The sequence below is a fragment of the uncultured Cyclobacterium sp. genome, assembly GCF_963976465.1.
Classification (GTDB): Bacteria; Bacteroidota; Bacteroidia; order Cytophagales; family Cyclobacteriaceae; genus Cyclobacterium.
In genome coordinates this window covers 1-16,519 of sequence record NZ_CAXBOC010000054.1, presented here as the reverse complement: position 1 = coordinate 16,519, position 16,519 = coordinate 1, and the positions used below count along the sequence as shown (strand labels likewise).

Genomic DNA, 16,519 nt, shown 5'->3' with positions numbered 1-16,519 from the left:
GCGGAGTCGAAGCCAGAGGGTAAAGAGCACGTATGGCTACTTCATCGGCTCCGCTCAGGAACCGGCTAGCTTATTCCGGCTATGACATAGGTTTTAGTTATTAAAATTTTCAATCAGTTGCCCCACCTCTTAGGGAATCCTAGGTAAAATAGACAATTCATGTTCCCGGCGGCTGAGCGGAGTCGAAGCCAGAGGGTAAAGAGCACGTATGGCTACTTCATCGGCTCCGCTTCGGAACCGGCCTGAAAACAACCTTTCCCGACTAGTAAGCCAATATAAACAAAAACAAGTGCATATTTCCCGTTTCACGGAACCTTATGCGACCTAACTTCGGTTGACCTTTCATGACTTTTAGCCATACCTTAAGCCGTTTAAAGAACAAAACTAGCAACCAATGGTTGGTATTAGGGATTCTATTGGTCTCTTTCAATCTACGCCCCTCCATTACGGCTGTAGGTCCATTAATCCCCTATATCAGAGAAGAAATGTCAATTTCTAATGGTTTGGCAGGTTTTCTTACCACTTTACCATTACTTAGTTTTGCCATTTTCTCCCTTTTCTCTGCCTCAATAGGAGACTATTTTGGCAAAGCCAAAGCCATTTTTCTCGGCCTCCTTGTGCTTGGAATAGGTTCAATTATCAGGGTCTCAGCAGGCCCTTATGCCTTATTTATAGGCACAGCGCTCACCGGCATAGGTATCGTAATTTGCAATGTATTGTTGATCCCCTTGGTGAAAGCACGAATGCCTACGAAAACAGGCGCTGTGACGGGGATGTACAGCACAGGCATGTCATTGATGGCCGCAATAGCCACTGCTTTAAGCGTCCCGTTGGCCATTGATCTGGGCTGGGGTTGGAGAGGCTCTCTGTTATTCTGGAGTTCTCTGCTTTTCCTTGCCTTGATCGTCTGGTGGCCACAACTAAAACTCAGCCCCAAGCCAAAAGTCAAACCCGAAAAAACAGGAAAATCAGTTTGGCGCTCCAGATTGGCCTGGCAGGTTACCTTATTTATGGGTTTACAATCCTTTCTATTCTTTACCCTTGTTACTTGGCTTCCTGACATGATGATCGACAGAGGCTTGTCCCCCGTTGAGGCAGGGTTGACTGCATCTCTGATGCAAGTGGTGGGGCTATCCGGCACATTTGTAGCCCCATTTATTGCAGTCAGGTACCAGCAACAATCCATTTTCAATACCATCATAGGGCTAATATACATCACCGGCTTTAGCAGCTTGTTTATTCCAATCCTTTGGTTGAACATTTTTAGTATAGGACTTATAGGTCTTGGTATGGGTGCAAGCATCAGTTTGGCCTATACCCTTATTGCCCTTCGAACAGAAGGGGACAACTATACTTCAGCATTATCCGGCATGGCCCAGTCAGCCGGCTATTTTCTGGCTGCTTTCGGCCCCATGTTATTTGGTGTAGCATTTGATATGTGGCAGGATTGGGACCTACTGATCTACTTAATGATTATTGCCTCTACATTATTTACCTTTTTTGGGTATCAAGCAGGTAAGAATAAAACAATTTAAGCCGGCTTTCCAAAGCAAATTAGGCTGGTATTTGAAAACATTCCCCTGCCCAAAAAAACGGTTCAAATTTTTTGGTTACCAATCGTTTAGATTTTATGAAAGCTATTTAATCTGATTTACTTTGCTTACTTTTGCGCTTTCAAAATTTTCATTCATCTCATGCAGGAATTTATAGCGTCTTTTGGTATATCCGAAACGGTTTTCGACTACTTGGTAATGCCATTATTGATCTTTTTTGCCAGGGTGGTGGATGTTTCTATCAACACCCTGAGAATAATGTTTGTGCTCAATGGTAAAAAAACCATTGCTCCAATCCTTGGCTTTTTTGAGGCCTTTATTTGGCTCTTGGCCATAGGCCAAATTTTTCAAAACATTAGCAATCCCATGTCCTATATTGCTTATGCAGGTGGTTTCGCTACAGGCACCTATGTGGGGATGGTCATCGAAGAACGATTGGCTCTGGGAAGGGTGTTAGTTAGAATTATTACGCCTGAACCGCTACCCCAATTGGTTGAATACATGAAAGAAAAAAGTTACAGATTTACCTCTGTAGGTGCAGAAGGCAGGTATGGAAAAGTAATCTTAATGTTTACCGTGATCAAGAGGGAAATGCTTCCGGGTTTAATAAATAAGCTAAAAGAAAGTGATGAAAAAGCTTTCTATACCATCGAAAGCGTGAAACGGATTTCAGAAGATGATCTGAATGTCATGGAGGACAAACCAAGGTTTACTACCCGCCTGAGGAGTATCATAAGAAAATAACCAAGCTTCTTATGGCTCTAGCTTTATTTCACCCAGGTTGTTCATATTTCTCAATATCCAGCCTTGTCTCTTCTTAATATAAGCCGTGGGACGATCGGCTCTCCACCGGATGGGGTTTGGTAAAATCGCAGCAATCAAAGTGGCTTCTTGTCGGGTAAGTTTAGAGGCCGGTTTCTTAAAATATCTTTGAGCGGCCGCCTCTGCTCCATATAGGCCATCCCCCATTTCTATTACATTCAGGTATACTTCAAGAATCCTTTGCTTGCTCTAAAACAATTCGATCAACACAGTAAAATAAGCTTCCAAGCCTTTTCGTACAAAATTCCTTCCCGGCCAGAGGAAAACATTTTTAGCGGTTTGATTGGATATAGTGCTCCCTCCTCTCAAACGCTTACCTGTCTTATAATCAGCCATTGCACTTTCCAAGGCTTCCCAATCAAAGCCATGATGGCTTAAAAACTTCTGGTCCTCGGAAGCAATTACCGCCAAATACAAGTGTGGAGAAATTTCTTCTATGGGCACCCAGTCTTTATTAAGCACTACTTTCTTTTCAGAGAACACCTGATTTATGGTTCGAATTCCGATCAAGGGTGTAAAATAAACAGGCAAAACCTTTAGTGCCAGGACCAGTAGCAGGGAAGTGACCCATAAGACAAGTAAAACTTTCCCAAGCCAAGCTGCTAATCTCCTCAATGTGTCGTATAATTAAATTTGGATTGAAATTTTAAACGGAAAACTGGCCTTGCCCACAAAATATTTACAAACGAAAAATAATAAATTAGCTTAAGGCTTTGACCTGGAAAAAATTGGTGGAGGTGGGCCTACACCTATTTTCATTTTAAAAAGCCAAACTTTTCCCTGAATTAAGCTAAACCAATTCAGGGAAAAGTATAATCGGGACTCAGCCCTTTATGGGTATTATCATTTAATCCCCATCGGAATATTGAGAGAAATCCACAACTTCATCTTCAAGGTAATGCGGATACATTTTCTTATGAATCTTTTTCACCTCCTCTATGATGGTTTTCCTTAATTCAGCAATATTGGTTCCATCGCCGGCGGCCATAAAAACCGGGTTAATCGCTGATTTTTTGGCATAACTTACTTTCAGTTTTTCAAAATCGATAAAATTGGCCTCCTCCACTTCAAATTCAGACATTTCCATCAGTTCCTCTTCAGAAGGCATTTTAGGCGCTATATCAATTTTATTAAAAACCATGATCATTGGTTTATCTCCGGCCCCCATTTCTCTAAGGGTTTGGTTCACCACGGCTATTTGGTCTTCAAATCCGGGATGGGCGATGTCTACAACATGCACCAATAGGTCTGCCTCTTCTATCTCAGACAAGGTAGATTTAAAAGACTCAATAAGGTGCGTAGGAAGCTTTCGTATGAAACCTACCGTATCGGATATCAGGAAAGGAATATTTTCTAGGACAACTTTTCTAACCGTGGAGTCTACCGTCGCAAAAAGTTTGTTTTCCGCCAATATATTTTCCTTGGTCAAAAGGTTCATCAAGGTACTTTTACCCACATTGGTGTATCCCACAAGGGCAACCCTCACAATTCCTTGTCTACCTTTTCGTTGGGTCTGGCCTTGTTTCTCTATTTTCTTGAGCTTATCCTTCAGAATATCGATTTTCCTTCTAATATCCCTTTTATCCGTTTCTATTTCCTTTTCACCTGCTCCACCACGGGTGGCGGTACCACCTCTTTGTCGCTCCAGGTGTGTCCACATTCGGGTAAGCCTAGGTAATAGGTACTGAAACCTCGCCAATTCGACCTGGGTTTTGGCTTGGGCCGTTTGAGCCCTGTTGAGGAAGATATCCAAGATCAACATGGACCGGTCATAAACCTTAATCTTCAATTCATTTTCCAGAATTTTCACTTGTGAAGGGCTCAGGTCTTCATCAAAAATGACCATGTCCACATCAAAGTATTCTATATACGCTTTTATTTCCTCAAGTTTACCGGTACCTACAAAAGACCTTGTATCCGGTTTGTCCATTCTTTGGGTAAACCGGTGTATGGCTTTGGCACCAAGCGTCTCCGTCAAAAATGCCAGTTCGTCCAAATGTTCCTGCACCAACTTTTCTGATTCATTTTGATGGATCAGTGCTACCAATATGGCGGTTTCTTCTTTGGGAGAAGTATCTACTAATTTTGCTAATTTTCTACTATGTTTACTCATTCAGAAAGTTTAATTCAATCTTTTTAACTCAGGAAATTATAACATATTGTCCTGCCAATAGATTCATTATCAGTTAAAATAAATCTAAGTATTTTTAGACTTTTTCCGGTATTAACACATTTAAGATTCAATCTTTAAACCGCAACTGTACAAATTCGTTTCAAATTTATATATCTTCATAACATATTTGTCAAATTTCAACGTTTTTAGAGATATAAATCCAAAGGTATGGAAATCAGGGAAACACCTATTAAAGATGTATATGAAATCTACCCAAAAGTATTTAAAGATGCAAGGGGTTATTTTTTAGAAAGTTACAGACAGGATAGTTTTGAAAAGAAGGGTTTAAATACCACTTGGGTCCAAGACAATCAATCCTATTCAGAGGCCGGAATTGTTCGCGGTCTTCACTTTCAAAAGGGCGAGCATGCACAAGCAAAATTGGTAAGGGTTATTAGCGGCAAGGTGTTGGATGTTTGTGTTGACCTTAGAAAGGGCTCAGATACCTATGGGAAATTCCATTCAGTGGTATTGGATGAAAAACTTCAAAACATGTTGTATGTTCCTAAAGGCTTTGCACATGGTTTTGCCGTATGGGAGGACGCCGTATTTACCTATAAATGTTCTAACCTTTACAACAAAGAAAGTGAAGGTGGAATTATTTGGAATGATAAACAGTTAAGCATTGATTGGGGAGTGGGTGAACCACTGCTATCAGAAAAAGACCAGTTGTGGCCTGATATTGAAAAATTTACAGAAATAAGCAAAGGAGGACTTTAATGTCTATCATTAAACTATTTAAAAAATTTAATCAATCACCTAAAAATAAACCGCTCGACCTCAGCTGGCTAGGGGCTGACATGCACAGTCATCTGATCCCGGGCATTGATGATGGTTCACAAAACATGGAAGAATCCATTGAGCTGATCAGCAGGCTTTCGGGTTACGGGCTAAAAAAATTAATCATCACCCCACATATCATGAGCGAGTTTTTTAAAAACACGCCTGAAATCATAGGGGCCGGATTAGAAAAACTTAGATTGGCTGTAAAGGAAGCTGAAATTGACATTGAATTGGATGCTGCAGCTGAATATTATCTGGATGAAGTTTTCTATGAAAAGATTGAAAACAAAGAACCTATTCTCTCTTTTGGGAGCAACAAAATGGTCCTGGTAGAAACAGGGTTTATGAGCAAGCCTCATATTCTTTTGGATACTTTCTTTAAAATGGAAATGTTGGGCTACCAACCGGTATTCGCTCATCCTGAACGATACATTTATTTACATCAGGAGGTGGAAACACTCGATGCGTTGATAGATAGAAGCATCCCTTTTCAGCTTAATTTACTTTCACTGACAGGTTATTACTCTAAAGGCGTCAAAAAATTTGCCGAGAAATTAATAGATCGAAACTTGGTGAAATTGGTAGGAACAGACTGCCACAATGAAAAGTACCTCAATGCCATGGAAAGATTACCCCATAGCAAATACTATGATAAATTACAGGAAATGGATTTGTGGAATAAAGAATTATAATAACCTGTAAGCATTATTGCGTGTGAAAAAAATATTGATTACCGGCATTACCGGGTTATTGGGAAGCTATCTGGCAAAAAGTTATGCCGGTAAAGCTCAAATTTCCGGGCTCAAAAGGCAAAATAGCAGCACAGATCTTCTGGGAAATCTCGCTTCTCAAATCAACTGGTATGAAGGTGAGATAACAGATGTTGAATTGCTTATCGAAGCCTGCAACGATCAGGATCTAGTGATCCATGCTGCCGGCATGGTCTCATTTGATGAATCCAAAAAAGAGGCCTTACTGGAGACCAACACCCAAGGTACAGCCTGCATGGTTAATGCCATGCTGTCTTCAAGCTGCAAAAAATTGGTTTTTATAAGTTCTGTTGCCGCACTTGGGAGAGATGCTGTTCCCCTTATCAATGAAAATCAGAAATGGGTAAACTCCCATCTAAATACTCCCTATGCCATTTCTAAGCATCTCGCAGAACTAGAAGTTTGGCGAGGGGCACAAGAGGGGCTTGAGGTAATGGTCTTCAATCCTTCCATCTTATTGGCAAAGATTGGTGATGAAAGAAGTTCCAGTCAAATTTACAGATATGTACTGGAAGGAAACCGGTATTTCCCAATTGGTGACATAAACTATATAGATATCAGAGACGCGGTTTCCCAGATCAATTCCATGATCGATTCCGGACCTTGGGGACAACGGTACATCATCAATAAAGAAGCCATACCTTATGAAACGTTTTTCAAAGAAATGGCCAAAGAATTTAAATTAACTCCACCCAAAAAACCTTTGAATAATTGGATGGCCAAGATGATAATCAACTGGTCCATGCTCTATAATTATTTTGCTAAAAATAAAATACCTGTTACGCCTCAGACGATCAAATCTGCTCAAAGCAAAATCAGGTATGATAACAATAAAATTAATTCGATTACAAAATATACCTATACCCCTTTAACGGACACCTTTAAATGGGCGATATCGGTTAATTGACATACATACAAAGCCGTTAATTAATCATAAAAACTTGAATGGTTTAGGTCATCTCAAGAATAAAATTGGTACATTAAGTTTAAAAATTACATCAAACCTATGACAGAAGATTTTGATAATCATTCAGATCAAGAGAAAGAGTTGGTTAAGAGGTTTGAAGACTCACTTAGCGCTAACTTAAATTTGTTTTTCGGAGAAGAAGAATTAGAAGATATCATTAGATATTACCATGACCATTTTAAATACAGAAAAGCGTTAAAAACCAGCGAATGGGCTTTGTCTAAGTTTCCATTTTCAATTGAAATAAAATTGTTAATGGCTCAATCGCATATATTTCTCGATGAGGTTGAAGAAGGTTTAGAGATTCTTGAAAATCTAAACAATATTTCACCCAACAACGAAGACATTGTGCTGACATTGGCCAATGCCATGTCCATATTGGATCAGAATTCAGATGCCATTCAACTACTTCAAAATTTTATCCCCTTGGCTGAAGACAAGGCTGAGGTGTTTTACCTTTTGGGGAATTTTTACAGGATAGAAAATAAAAACAGGGAGGCCATTGAATGCCTTAAGGAAGCTGTAAAGCTTAAAATCAATCATGAAGATGCCTTGTTTCAGCTGGCCATGCTAACTGATGAGGAAGGTTCATTTGACGAAATCCTCAATTTCTACCAAGAATTTATCGATCAAGACCCTTACAATGCCAATGCATGGTATAACCTTGGCGTGGTTTATAATCGCTTGGGTAAGTTTGAGGAGGCCATTGATGCCTATGAATATGCTTTATTGATCGATGACACCTTTTCATCTGCGTATTTCAATCTTGGCAATGCCCTGATGAATACCAATCAGTATAAAAAGGCCTTGGAAGCCTATTTAAATACAATCAATTGTGAAGGAAGCAATGCTGAAAATTGCTGTTACCTTGCGGCTTCATATGAAAAGCTGGATCAAATAGACATGGCTTTCAAGTATTTCAAAAAATCCGCAAAACTGGATTCAGAATATGACGATGCCTGGTTTGGGCTTGGAATGTGCATGGTCAAAAAGAAAAAATATTTTGAAGCCATACATTATTTCAAAAAAGCCATCAAATTAACTGCAGAAAACGCCAACTACTGGGTGGGGCTGGCTGATGCAGAATATCAACTGGGCAACCTTCAGTCAAGTTCTGAAGCCTATGAGGAAGCCATTAATCTGGAACCAGGCATTTTAGAAACCTATATCAACCTTTCCTTGATCTATTTTGATCAAAACAGATTTGAGGAGGCGGAAGATGTGATTATGGAAGGCTTGGAAGAGTTACCTGAGGAGGCAAGCCTTTATTATCGACTGGTAGTGTATATGATTAAGACAGGTAAATACAAAGAAGCCTTTTCAATTTTGGAAAATGCATTAACTTTGGACTTTGAAAAACATAAGTTGCTATATGAGTTGATGCCTGAACTGGAACAACAGAAAGCAATCTATAAAATAATCAATCAGTATAGAGAGGGTTTTAATGAATAAGACTCTTTTTTATCTATTATATCAAAATCATATTGAATGAATTACATCCTGAACAGCATCCCATCCAGAACACAGAAGCCTAGAAATTCGGGATTTACCATGGCTATGGACAAGGGTTTAAGTCTAAGAGAAGTGGAAGACTTCATAGAAGCTAACGGAGATTACGTAGACATCGTTAAATTAGGCTGGGCCACTTCTTATGTCACTACCAAACTAAAAGAAAAAATTGATATTTACCGGGCTGCCGGCATTCCTGTTTATTTTGGAGGCACCTTATTCGAAGCTTTTATCATTAGGGATCAATTTGAAGACTACAGGCGACTACTGGACAAGTACCAACTTTCTTTTGTAGAAGTTTCTGATGGCTCCATTACCTTGGACCATGACACTAAATGTGAGTACATTCAAACCCTTGCAAAGGATGTAACCGTGCTTTCAGAAGTGGGGTCCAAAGATGCCGCCAAAATCATTCCTCCTTATAAATGGATTGATCAAATGCAAAAAGAACTTAGTGCCGGTGCTTGGAAGGTTATAGGTGAAGCCAGAGAAGGAGGTACCGTAGGGCTTTTCAGAGATTCAGGAGAAGTAAGGCAAGGTTTGGTAGAAGAAATTTTGACCCAAGTTCCGGAAGAAAGAATCATTTGGGAAGCACCACAGAAGGAACAACAAGTTTGGTTTATCAAACTATTGGGTACCAATGTGAATTTAGGAAATATTGCCCCCAATGAAATCATTCCGTTGGAAACGCTAAGACTAGGACTAAGAGGAGATACTTTCGATTTCTTTTTGAACAAATAATTTTTAATCTCATTATTAAAAGTCCAATCAATGAATAAGTTTCGTGAGAAGGCATTCCTTTTCTTAAAAGGCATGGGTATGGGAAGTGCCGATATTGTCCCCGGGGTTTCCGGTGGTTCAATAGCACTGGTTACGAAGATCTATGAAGAACTACTGGCGAGCATCAATTCCTTTGACCTCACCGCCATAAAGTTATTGGCAAAGTTTGAGGTTGTGGCTTTCTGGAAACATGTAAATGCTGGTTTCCTACTGACCTTATTTTCAGGAATCTTAACCAGTATTTTTGCTTTCTCAAAAGTGATAACTTTTCTGATTGACAAATACCCCATTCCCTTGTGGTCATTTTTCTGTGGGTTAATACTCATTAGTGCCATAATTATTCTTCGTGATATCAAACGATGGACCATTGTTGCCATTTTGATGTTTCCTATCGGAGCGCTCATTGCCTATTTCATCACTGAGCTTCCAATGATTTCTTCACCTAATAACATTTGGTTTACTTTCACTGCCGGAGCCATTGCCATCTGCGCCATGATACTTCCAGGAATTTCAGGTAGTTTCCTCTTGCTAATCTTAGGAAAATATGAATTCATCCTACACGCTGTCAATGAAAGGGATATTGTGATCCTGGGTGTCTTTGCTTTAGGATGTATCACCGGCTTATTGCTGTTTAGCCGGGTGATTTCTTGGTTTTTGAAAAACTACCATGCCCTAACCTTGTCTTTCTTGTCAGGCTTTATGATTGGCTCTATCAATAAGATTTGGCCATGGAAAAAAATCCTAACCTATAGGGTGTCAAGTTCCGGGGCTCAAAAGCCATTGTTGACAGAGAATATATTGCCCCATGTATATCTAGCCGAAACAGGGCAGGAACCTGCCTTTTTGATCGCTATTTTGGCATTTTTGATTGGTGTGGTCTTGGTGGTCGGACTTGAAAGGTTGGCTTATAATTTTAGGAAAGAATGAAAAAATACGGTTTAATAGGTTATCCTCTGACCCATTCCTTTTCAAAAAAGTATTTCTCTGACAAATTCGATAGAGAAGGAACCACAGATTGCAGGTATGATTTGTATGAAATCCCAAGCATCCAAGACCTGCCGGAAATCATTTCCTCGCAAGAAGGTTTGATAGGACTTAATGTGACCATACCTTACAAAGAGCAGGTAATCCCCTTTCTGGATAATTTAGAACCTGCCTGTAAAGCCATCGGTGCTGTCAATTGTATCAAACTAACAGAGAAAGGGCTAATCGGATACAACACCGATTATTATGGTTTCAAAACCTCCCTGACCAACTGGCTGGGACAGGAAAAACTCCAAGCTCTGGTATTGGGAACAGGTGGTGCATCCAAGGCTGTTTGCCAGGCCTTGAAGGATCTGGAAATCCCCTATTTAAAAGTCTCTAGAAACCCTGATGCCTCTACCAAAAACACCATTAGCTACAAGGACATCATGGCTTCTCCGGATTTACTCCAAGAGTATCCGCTGATCATAAACAGCACCCCTTTGGGTACTTATCCCAATACCTCAGCCATGCCGGACTTGCCGGTAGATCAGCTAACAGCCAATAATTGGTACTATGACCTGGTTTATAATCCTACGGAAACGGCCATGATGAAAGCCGCAGCTAAAATGGGAGCGAAAACAAAAAATGGAATAGAAATGCTCCACCTTCAGGCAGAAGCTGCTTGGGATATTTGGAACAAATAAATTCAAAAAAAGCCATGAGATATAGTCTCATGGCTTTTTTATTAAATGGGTTGGAATAGATCCTTAAGATGGATCTAATATTTTATTTACTCTCTCAAGACAATCCTCCAAATGAATTTTACTCATAGAATCTGAGGTTCTTGGAATAGCCCTTTTGATCTCCCTTTGGATTACATTTAATGAAGCGCGAGCCACTGAGGGTATGTCTGATTGCGATGCATTCAGAGTAGAGGCAGATCGACCACTTGCATCCTTGGTCATCAACGCTTCAAGTTTCTCCAAATGTGCCTTTTGCAGGCTTCTTCGATTCACATCAATGGATTTCCCTTCAGGCAATTCCGCCCATATTCCTTTCCTTAAATCCGTCATCATTTCCAACAAACCATAAGCCTCAGCACCATTCATGGCTTCATTCTCAATAATTCTTCCAAGGCGGCCCCAGTCCAAAATCCCATTGAGTGTACCCACCTGCAATTTTCTTATTCTATCCAAAACTCCAAAATCTTGAATTCTACCGGTTATATTGTCATCCGTCAACCAATCCTGAGTCAAAAACAACTCCTCTTGAATAAAAGCCATAGCTTCCTTCTGCTTGGCTTTATCCACATGAGTATAAACGGGTTCATTTTGGCCTATGGCTTTATAAATTTCATAAACTCCTCCAATATTTGTTCTTACATGTCCCATATATCGGTTGTACTGCGTTAACACTTGGCCATATAACTCCTTCAGGTCATCATAATCTTTAAAAGGTTTATCCAATTCTACCGTCCATTCGATAAGGTTAGGAAGGATGCGTTTAAGATTTTGAATCCCATAATAGGAGGCCTTCATCGCATCATTGCCCAAGTCTTCACTTTGCGCACTGGGATCATAAGGATTACCTTGCCTTCCATAGCGGTAAATGGGGTCACCTTTTTTTGCCAAGATCCATTGGTCAAGGATCTCTTGTTCATCTTCCGGCGTTGCAGCATCTGGAAGAGGCCTATAGCCCCAGGAGATGGCAAATTTATCATAAGGCCCTACCTCAGGGAACAAATGCACCCCTTCGTCTTCCGGCTGGGCAATATAGTTGAAACGTGCATAATCCATAAGTGAAGGAGCTGTTCCATACTTAGCGGTAAAGGTAGCAGAGCGCAAAGAATCTACAGGATAAGCAAAAGATGAAGCAAAGTTATGTGGCAAGCCAAGGGTATGTCCCACTTCATGAGATGAAACAAATCGAATTAACCTTCCCATCACTTCATCGTCAAATTGTACCGCCCTGGAGTCAGGGTTGATTGCTGCTGTTTGCACAAAGAACCAATTGCGTAACAGGTTCATAACATTGTGGTACCAGCCTATATCAGATTCAATAATTTCTCCCGATCGTGGATCTGAAACATGGGGACCATAGGCATTTTGAATATTTGAAGCAAAATACCTGATCACCGAATACCTGGCATCTTCCGGATTCCAATCGGGATCCTCTTCCGGGCTAGGTGCTTCTTTGGCTGTAATGGCATTTTTAAAACCGGCTTCTTCAAAAGCTGCATTCCAATCTTCCACACCTGCAATCAAATAGGGAACCCATTGTGAAGGAGTAGCCGGATCTATATAATAGACAATTTGCTTTTTAGGCTCCACCAGTTCTCCGGCCTTAAACTTTTCCATGTCCTCCTCTTTTACTTCGAGTCTCCATCGATCCAGGTAGATGCGTTGACTTGCTTTATGGGCGTCCAGGCCATAATCTGTTACCCTCGTATTGAACCAGCCTACCCTTCGGTCAGCGAGTCTTTGCTTCATGGGTTCTTCCGGGAGCAAGACCATGCTGCTGTTCATTTCCACTGTAATGAGCCCTGTTGAAGCATTGGAAGGTGGAGCAGAGGCTGCATAAGTTAACACATATCGGGCTTCAATATTGGTGGGATAAGGACTGATCCTTTCTATATAGGACCTGTCCGTGTCTAGCCGCGTCACTTTGTAGCTTTTTCTGCGCCTTTGTTGCAAACCAAGAGCATGTATATCTTTGGAGAATAGGTCTGACACTTCAATCAACCAACCTTTTTCATTTTTGCCTTTGGCCTCTATATCAAATCGGTATAAAATAGGTTCCAGGTTGGAGTTTTTTACCGCTTGATAAATCGGAAGCGAGTCCGCAGCAGTATTGGCATAAGAAACCACCTTCAATAAGATATTCTTGTCTTTCTTTTCCCATTTGAGCATTTGGGTATTGGTGCGCTCTCCACCATAGCCTATACCATTGGCCGTCTTTGCGATGGTGGTAACCATAAGCATTTCCCTACCGAGCATTTCTTCAGGGATTTCATAATAGTATTTCTCTTCCACCTTATGAACAGTAAAAAGCCCTGCTTTGCTTTGGGTACTGTCTTTAATTATTTCACCATAAGATTTTAATCCATCTTTAGGTTTTGCAGGTTTCTTTTCGGTATCTTTTTCTTCTTGCTTGTCCTTTTTTTTCTTTCTTCGCTGCGCCTCTGCCAAATCCGGTGAAATGAGATTTAGCCCAAATCCGACTAGCAGCAAAATCAAAAGGCTTACCTTTGACTTCAACATATTGGGTTATTTAATTAAGTTAGGAATAATAGAAAGTAAAATTAAAATTTTAATTTGTATTCCGGCACATGCTTCAGTAATAGTTACAAACCATTACGCATTCAAGTTGTTAATAAAACAGATGAACCAAAACCAAATTACAATCATAGGCGGAGGGCTTTCCGGATTAATTGCGGCTTACCTTTTGGCAAAGCATGGTAAAGAGGTCCTTCTCATTGAAAAAAAGAGCTACCCCTTTCATAGGGTTTGCGGGGAATATATCTCCAACGAAGTAAGGGATTTTTTAATCAAGGAAAATTTATTTCCATCCTGCTTTAACCCTGCAGAGATCAATACTTTTAGGTTAAGTGCAGTCAATGGCGCTTTGGCAGAAGTTCCGCTGGACTTGGGAGGTTTTGGCATTAGCAGATACAACTTTGACCATTTCCTTTACCAAAAATGCCAGGAAGTAGGCGTAAAGTTTCTATTAAAGACACAAATAGCCACTATAGATTATATTGCCAAAAAAAAGCTCTTCGACCTTAGTACCAATCATGGTGAACGGTTGGTTTCTCCAATTGTTTTGGCAGCATATGGCAAAAGATCCAAGATAGACAAGTACCTCAAGCGACCTTATTTAAAACAGCGGAGCCCTTATATAGGTATCAAACACCATATCAAAATAACCCAAGCAGACCATATTGTTGCTCTGCACAATTATGAGGGAGGCTATCTGGGCATCAATCGCGTGGAGAATGGACATTTTAACCTATGTTATCTTGGGAGCAGGACCCAATTAAAAGCGGCAGGAAATATCCCTGCCATGGAACAACAATATTTGTTTAAAAACCCACATATCAAAGCAATCTATGAAGGTGCAGAATTTCTCTGGGAGAAACCCGAAGTTATCAATGAGATCAGTTTTGCCACCAAATCTCCGGTAGAAAACCAGGTGATTATGATAGGTGATGCAGCCGGTATGATCACTCCTTTGTGTGGCAATGGTATGGCCATTGCCATTCACAGCGGAAAACTGGCAGCCAATGCTATTCTAAAACACAAGAACCTCAAAGCCGTTCAGGAGGAATATACTAAGGCTTGGAATTATTTTTTCTACAGTCGCTTGCGCACCGGCAGGGCTGTTCAGCGGCTTTTTGGTGCCCCTCTGGTCTCCAAATTAGCAGTAAATGTGCTCAAAAAGTCGCCTTTTCTTGCCAAAAAACTTATTCTCCAAACGCATGGAGCACCTATAAAATAAAATCTCCCCCCGGTCTAAACCAAGGAGAGATTCCTATAAAATTACTATTTCCTTATCATTTAAAAGCGGATGGATATCCCTGCCATAAAGTTGGTGCCTGCCATTGGGTAGTAATAGTTCTCAGCTACTCTTTGCATCCCCTGTCCTTCACTGTTGGGGACGAAATAGCCAAAGGTGTAGCCGTTGGGTTCGTAAAGTTTATCGAATACATTGTTGACTTTACCTGAGAATACCACTTCTTTTACAAATCCCGGTTTCCAAGAATAAACGAACCTAAAGTCGGTGGTCCAATAAGCATCAAGACTTCTATCCTCTTGCTGGGCATTGTCCAGAAATTGCTGGCCTACATATTTATTGAGCAGGCTCAATTCAAGATTTTTTATAGGCTTGAAATCAATAATGGCACTCCCCACTACATCCGGAGAAAAGGCTATGTCTGTATTGGTATAGGTGATGCTTTCCTGACCGGTAAAGTCCCAGTTTTCGTCGTACACATCACTGTATTCCGTATAGCTATCAATTTTATTCCGACTAAAAGCAACATTACCGCCTAAGGTCCATTGGGGAGAGAGCATCACTGCTGCATCAAGTTCTATGCCCGCCCTATAGCTACTGGCCACATTTTCTCTAATATAAGCCCCCACATCATTTAGCTGACCAGTCAACACCAACTGATCTTTATAGCCCATATAATAAAAATTGGCATTGTACTGAAAATTAGATTGTTTGACTCTAATTCCGGCCTCCACATTATTTAGTTTTTCGGGCCTTGGGATTTCAGAAATGGGAGAATCAGTAAAATCACTTCTTACAGGTTCTCTATTGGCCACTGCATAGGAGGCATATAAAGTTTTTCCATTTCCACTTTCGTAAGAAAGCCCAAACTTAGGATTGAAAAAAGTGTAAGATTGCTGTCCACTAACATCTCTTTGGTCATTATTCTTTCCATTAAAAGAGTAGTCAATCCCTCTTACTTGAAGGTCACCAAATAGGTAAAGTCTTTCCCTTACCTCGTAGGTGGCTTTTGTGTAAATATTCCGATCATCTTTTACCGCTACATTGTTATAATACTTGTCGCGAATATTGGTGCTTCCTGCAATGTCCATCCAAATGATTTCACCAAAGTGGTCTCCATCATAGCGATTGGCTCCTCCACCTAGAATGGCATCCAACCTTCCATTGGATGAAACATAATTTAAAGAGAAAACAGCACCATAGAAGTCATTGTCTAGCCATCTCCTTCGGATAATATCCGTACTATTGATTGCTTGATCTCCTATCTGTATAGGCTCAATTCCATAATCCTCTAGTTCATCATCTTCTTTAAACTGCTCATAATAACCCTGTCCGGCAGTATAATGCAAAGCAAAATTCGCTTTTAAGTTGTCAGATAGTGTTCCGGCATAAATGAACTGATAATGATTTTGCTGGTAATTGTCTGTTTCGTTATCGTAGGTATACCCATTGTAAGTTCGGTTGGTAGCCAGCAAATTTTCCGGAACCCCATTCCAAGCTTGGTAGGTTTTTTCTGCACCGGCAAAGATATTCACTTTGACCACATGCTTGTCTCCGTAATATCCTCCGGAAACAAAATAGGATTTGAGGTTAGAAAAAGCCCTGTCTATATACCCATCAGATGTTACCTGCGAAAGTCGTGCATCCACAGCCCACCTGTCATTGATCAATCCGGTACCTGCTT

The 16,519-nt window shown here is 40.5% G+C and carries 13 protein-coding genes and 1 pseudogene; 10 read left to right on the top strand and 4 right to left on the bottom strand.

Annotated features, from left to right (window positions below; all coding sequences use genetic code 11):
* Positions 1–344: 344 nt before the first annotated feature.
* Together AAC037_RS04955 and AAC037_RS04950 are read left to right on the top strand one after the other, a co-directional pair.
* Positions 345–1,535 carry an MFS transporter gene (locus AAC037_RS04955; RefSeq protein WP_339901939.1) on the top strand — a complete coding sequence of 397 codons (1,191 nt, stop codon included), beginning with the start codon at positions 345–347 and terminating at the stop codon, positions 1,533–1,535.
* A gap of 159 nt (positions 1,536–1,694) precedes the next feature.
* Positions 1,695–2,297, top strand: coding sequence for a DUF2179 domain-containing protein (locus tag AAC037_RS04950; RefSeq protein ID WP_339901938.1), 603 nt, complete (start codon positions 1,695–1,697; stop codon positions 2,295–2,297).
* A 9-nt stretch (positions 2,298–2,306) separates the two neighbouring features.
* Here the strand turns inward: AAC037_RS04950 and mtgA are convergent.
* Both mtgA and hflX read right to left on the bottom strand, forming a co-directional pair.
* Positions 2,307–2,990 (bottom strand): annotated as a pseudogene (gene mtgA, locus AAC037_RS04945) (monofunctional biosynthetic peptidoglycan transglycosylase).
* Positions 2,991–3,222: 232 nt separating this feature from the next.
* On the bottom strand, positions 3,223–4,488 hold the full coding sequence (gene hflX / locus AAC037_RS04940) for a GTPase HflX (RefSeq protein WP_339901937.1): 1,266 nt from the start codon (positions 4,486–4,488) through the stop codon (positions 3,223–3,225).
* A gap of 228 nt (positions 4,489–4,716) precedes the next feature.
* On the opposite strand from hflX, the gene rfbC reads away from it, so the two are divergent.
* The 7 genes from rfbC to AAC037_RS04905 all read left to right on the top strand — a co-directional run bounded on the left by rfbC (position 4,717) and on the right by AAC037_RS04905 (position 11,027).
* On the top strand, positions 4,717–5,268 hold the full coding sequence (gene rfbC / locus AAC037_RS04935) for a dTDP-4-dehydrorhamnose 3,5-epimerase (RefSeq protein ID WP_339901936.1): 552 nt from the start codon (positions 4,717–4,719) through the stop codon (positions 5,266–5,268).
* Positions 5,268–6,023: a CpsB/CapC family capsule biosynthesis tyrosine phosphatase gene (locus AAC037_RS04930; RefSeq protein ID WP_339901935.1), complete on the top strand. Its 756-nt coding sequence runs from the start codon at positions 5,268–5,270 to the stop codon at positions 6,021–6,023. Before rfbC ends, AAC037_RS04930 begins: the two co-directional genes overlap by 1 nt.
* 22 nt (positions 6,024–6,045) lie before the next feature.
* Positions 6,046–7,008 carry an NAD-dependent epimerase/dehydratase family protein gene (locus AAC037_RS04925; RefSeq protein WP_339901934.1) on the top strand — a complete coding sequence of 321 codons (963 nt, stop codon included), beginning with the start codon at positions 6,046–6,048 and terminating at the stop codon, positions 7,006–7,008.
* Between the two features lie 99 nt (positions 7,009–7,107).
* On the top strand, positions 7,108–8,520 hold the full coding sequence (locus AAC037_RS04920) for a tetratricopeptide repeat protein (protein ID WP_339901933.1): 1,413 nt from the start codon (positions 7,108–7,110) through the stop codon (positions 8,518–8,520).
* Between the two features lie 36 nt (positions 8,521–8,556).
* Positions 8,557–9,318, top strand: coding sequence for a phosphosulfolactate synthase (locus tag AAC037_RS04915; RefSeq protein WP_014019519.1), 762 nt, complete (start codon positions 8,557–8,559; stop codon positions 9,316–9,318).
* Between the two features lie 30 nt (positions 9,319–9,348).
* Complete coding sequence (locus AAC037_RS04910; protein WP_339901932.1) at positions 9,349–10,284, top strand: DUF368 domain-containing protein; 936 nt, start codon at positions 9,349–9,351, stop codon at positions 10,282–10,284.
* Positions 10,281–11,027, top strand: coding sequence for a shikimate dehydrogenase (locus AAC037_RS04905; RefSeq protein ID WP_339901931.1), 747 nt, complete (start codon positions 10,281–10,283; stop codon positions 11,025–11,027). The genes AAC037_RS04910 and AAC037_RS04905 overlap by 4 nt, the downstream gene beginning before the upstream one ends.
* 63 nt (positions 11,028–11,090) lie before the next feature.
* On the opposite strand, the gene AAC037_RS04900 is transcribed toward AAC037_RS04905, so the two are convergent.
* The gene (locus AAC037_RS04900; RefSeq protein ID WP_339901930.1) at positions 11,091–13,583 is read right to left on the bottom strand and encodes a zinc-dependent metalloprotease; all 2,493 of its coding nucleotides are present in this window, start codon (positions 13,581–13,583) and stop codon (positions 11,091–11,093) included.
* A gap of 121 nt (positions 13,584–13,704) precedes the next feature.
* Here AAC037_RS04900 and AAC037_RS04895 point away from each other — a divergent pair, with 121 nt between their 5' ends.
* Positions 13,705–14,820: an NAD(P)/FAD-dependent oxidoreductase gene (locus AAC037_RS04895; protein ID WP_339901929.1), complete on the top strand. Its 1,116-nt coding sequence runs from the start codon at positions 13,705–13,707 to the stop codon at positions 14,818–14,820.
* Positions 14,821–14,879: 59 nt separating this feature from the next.
* On the opposite strand, the gene AAC037_RS04890 is transcribed toward AAC037_RS04895, so the two are convergent.
* The coding region (locus AAC037_RS04890; protein WP_339901928.1) for a TonB-dependent receptor at positions 14,880–16,519 on the bottom strand (1,640 nt) is incomplete at its 5' end.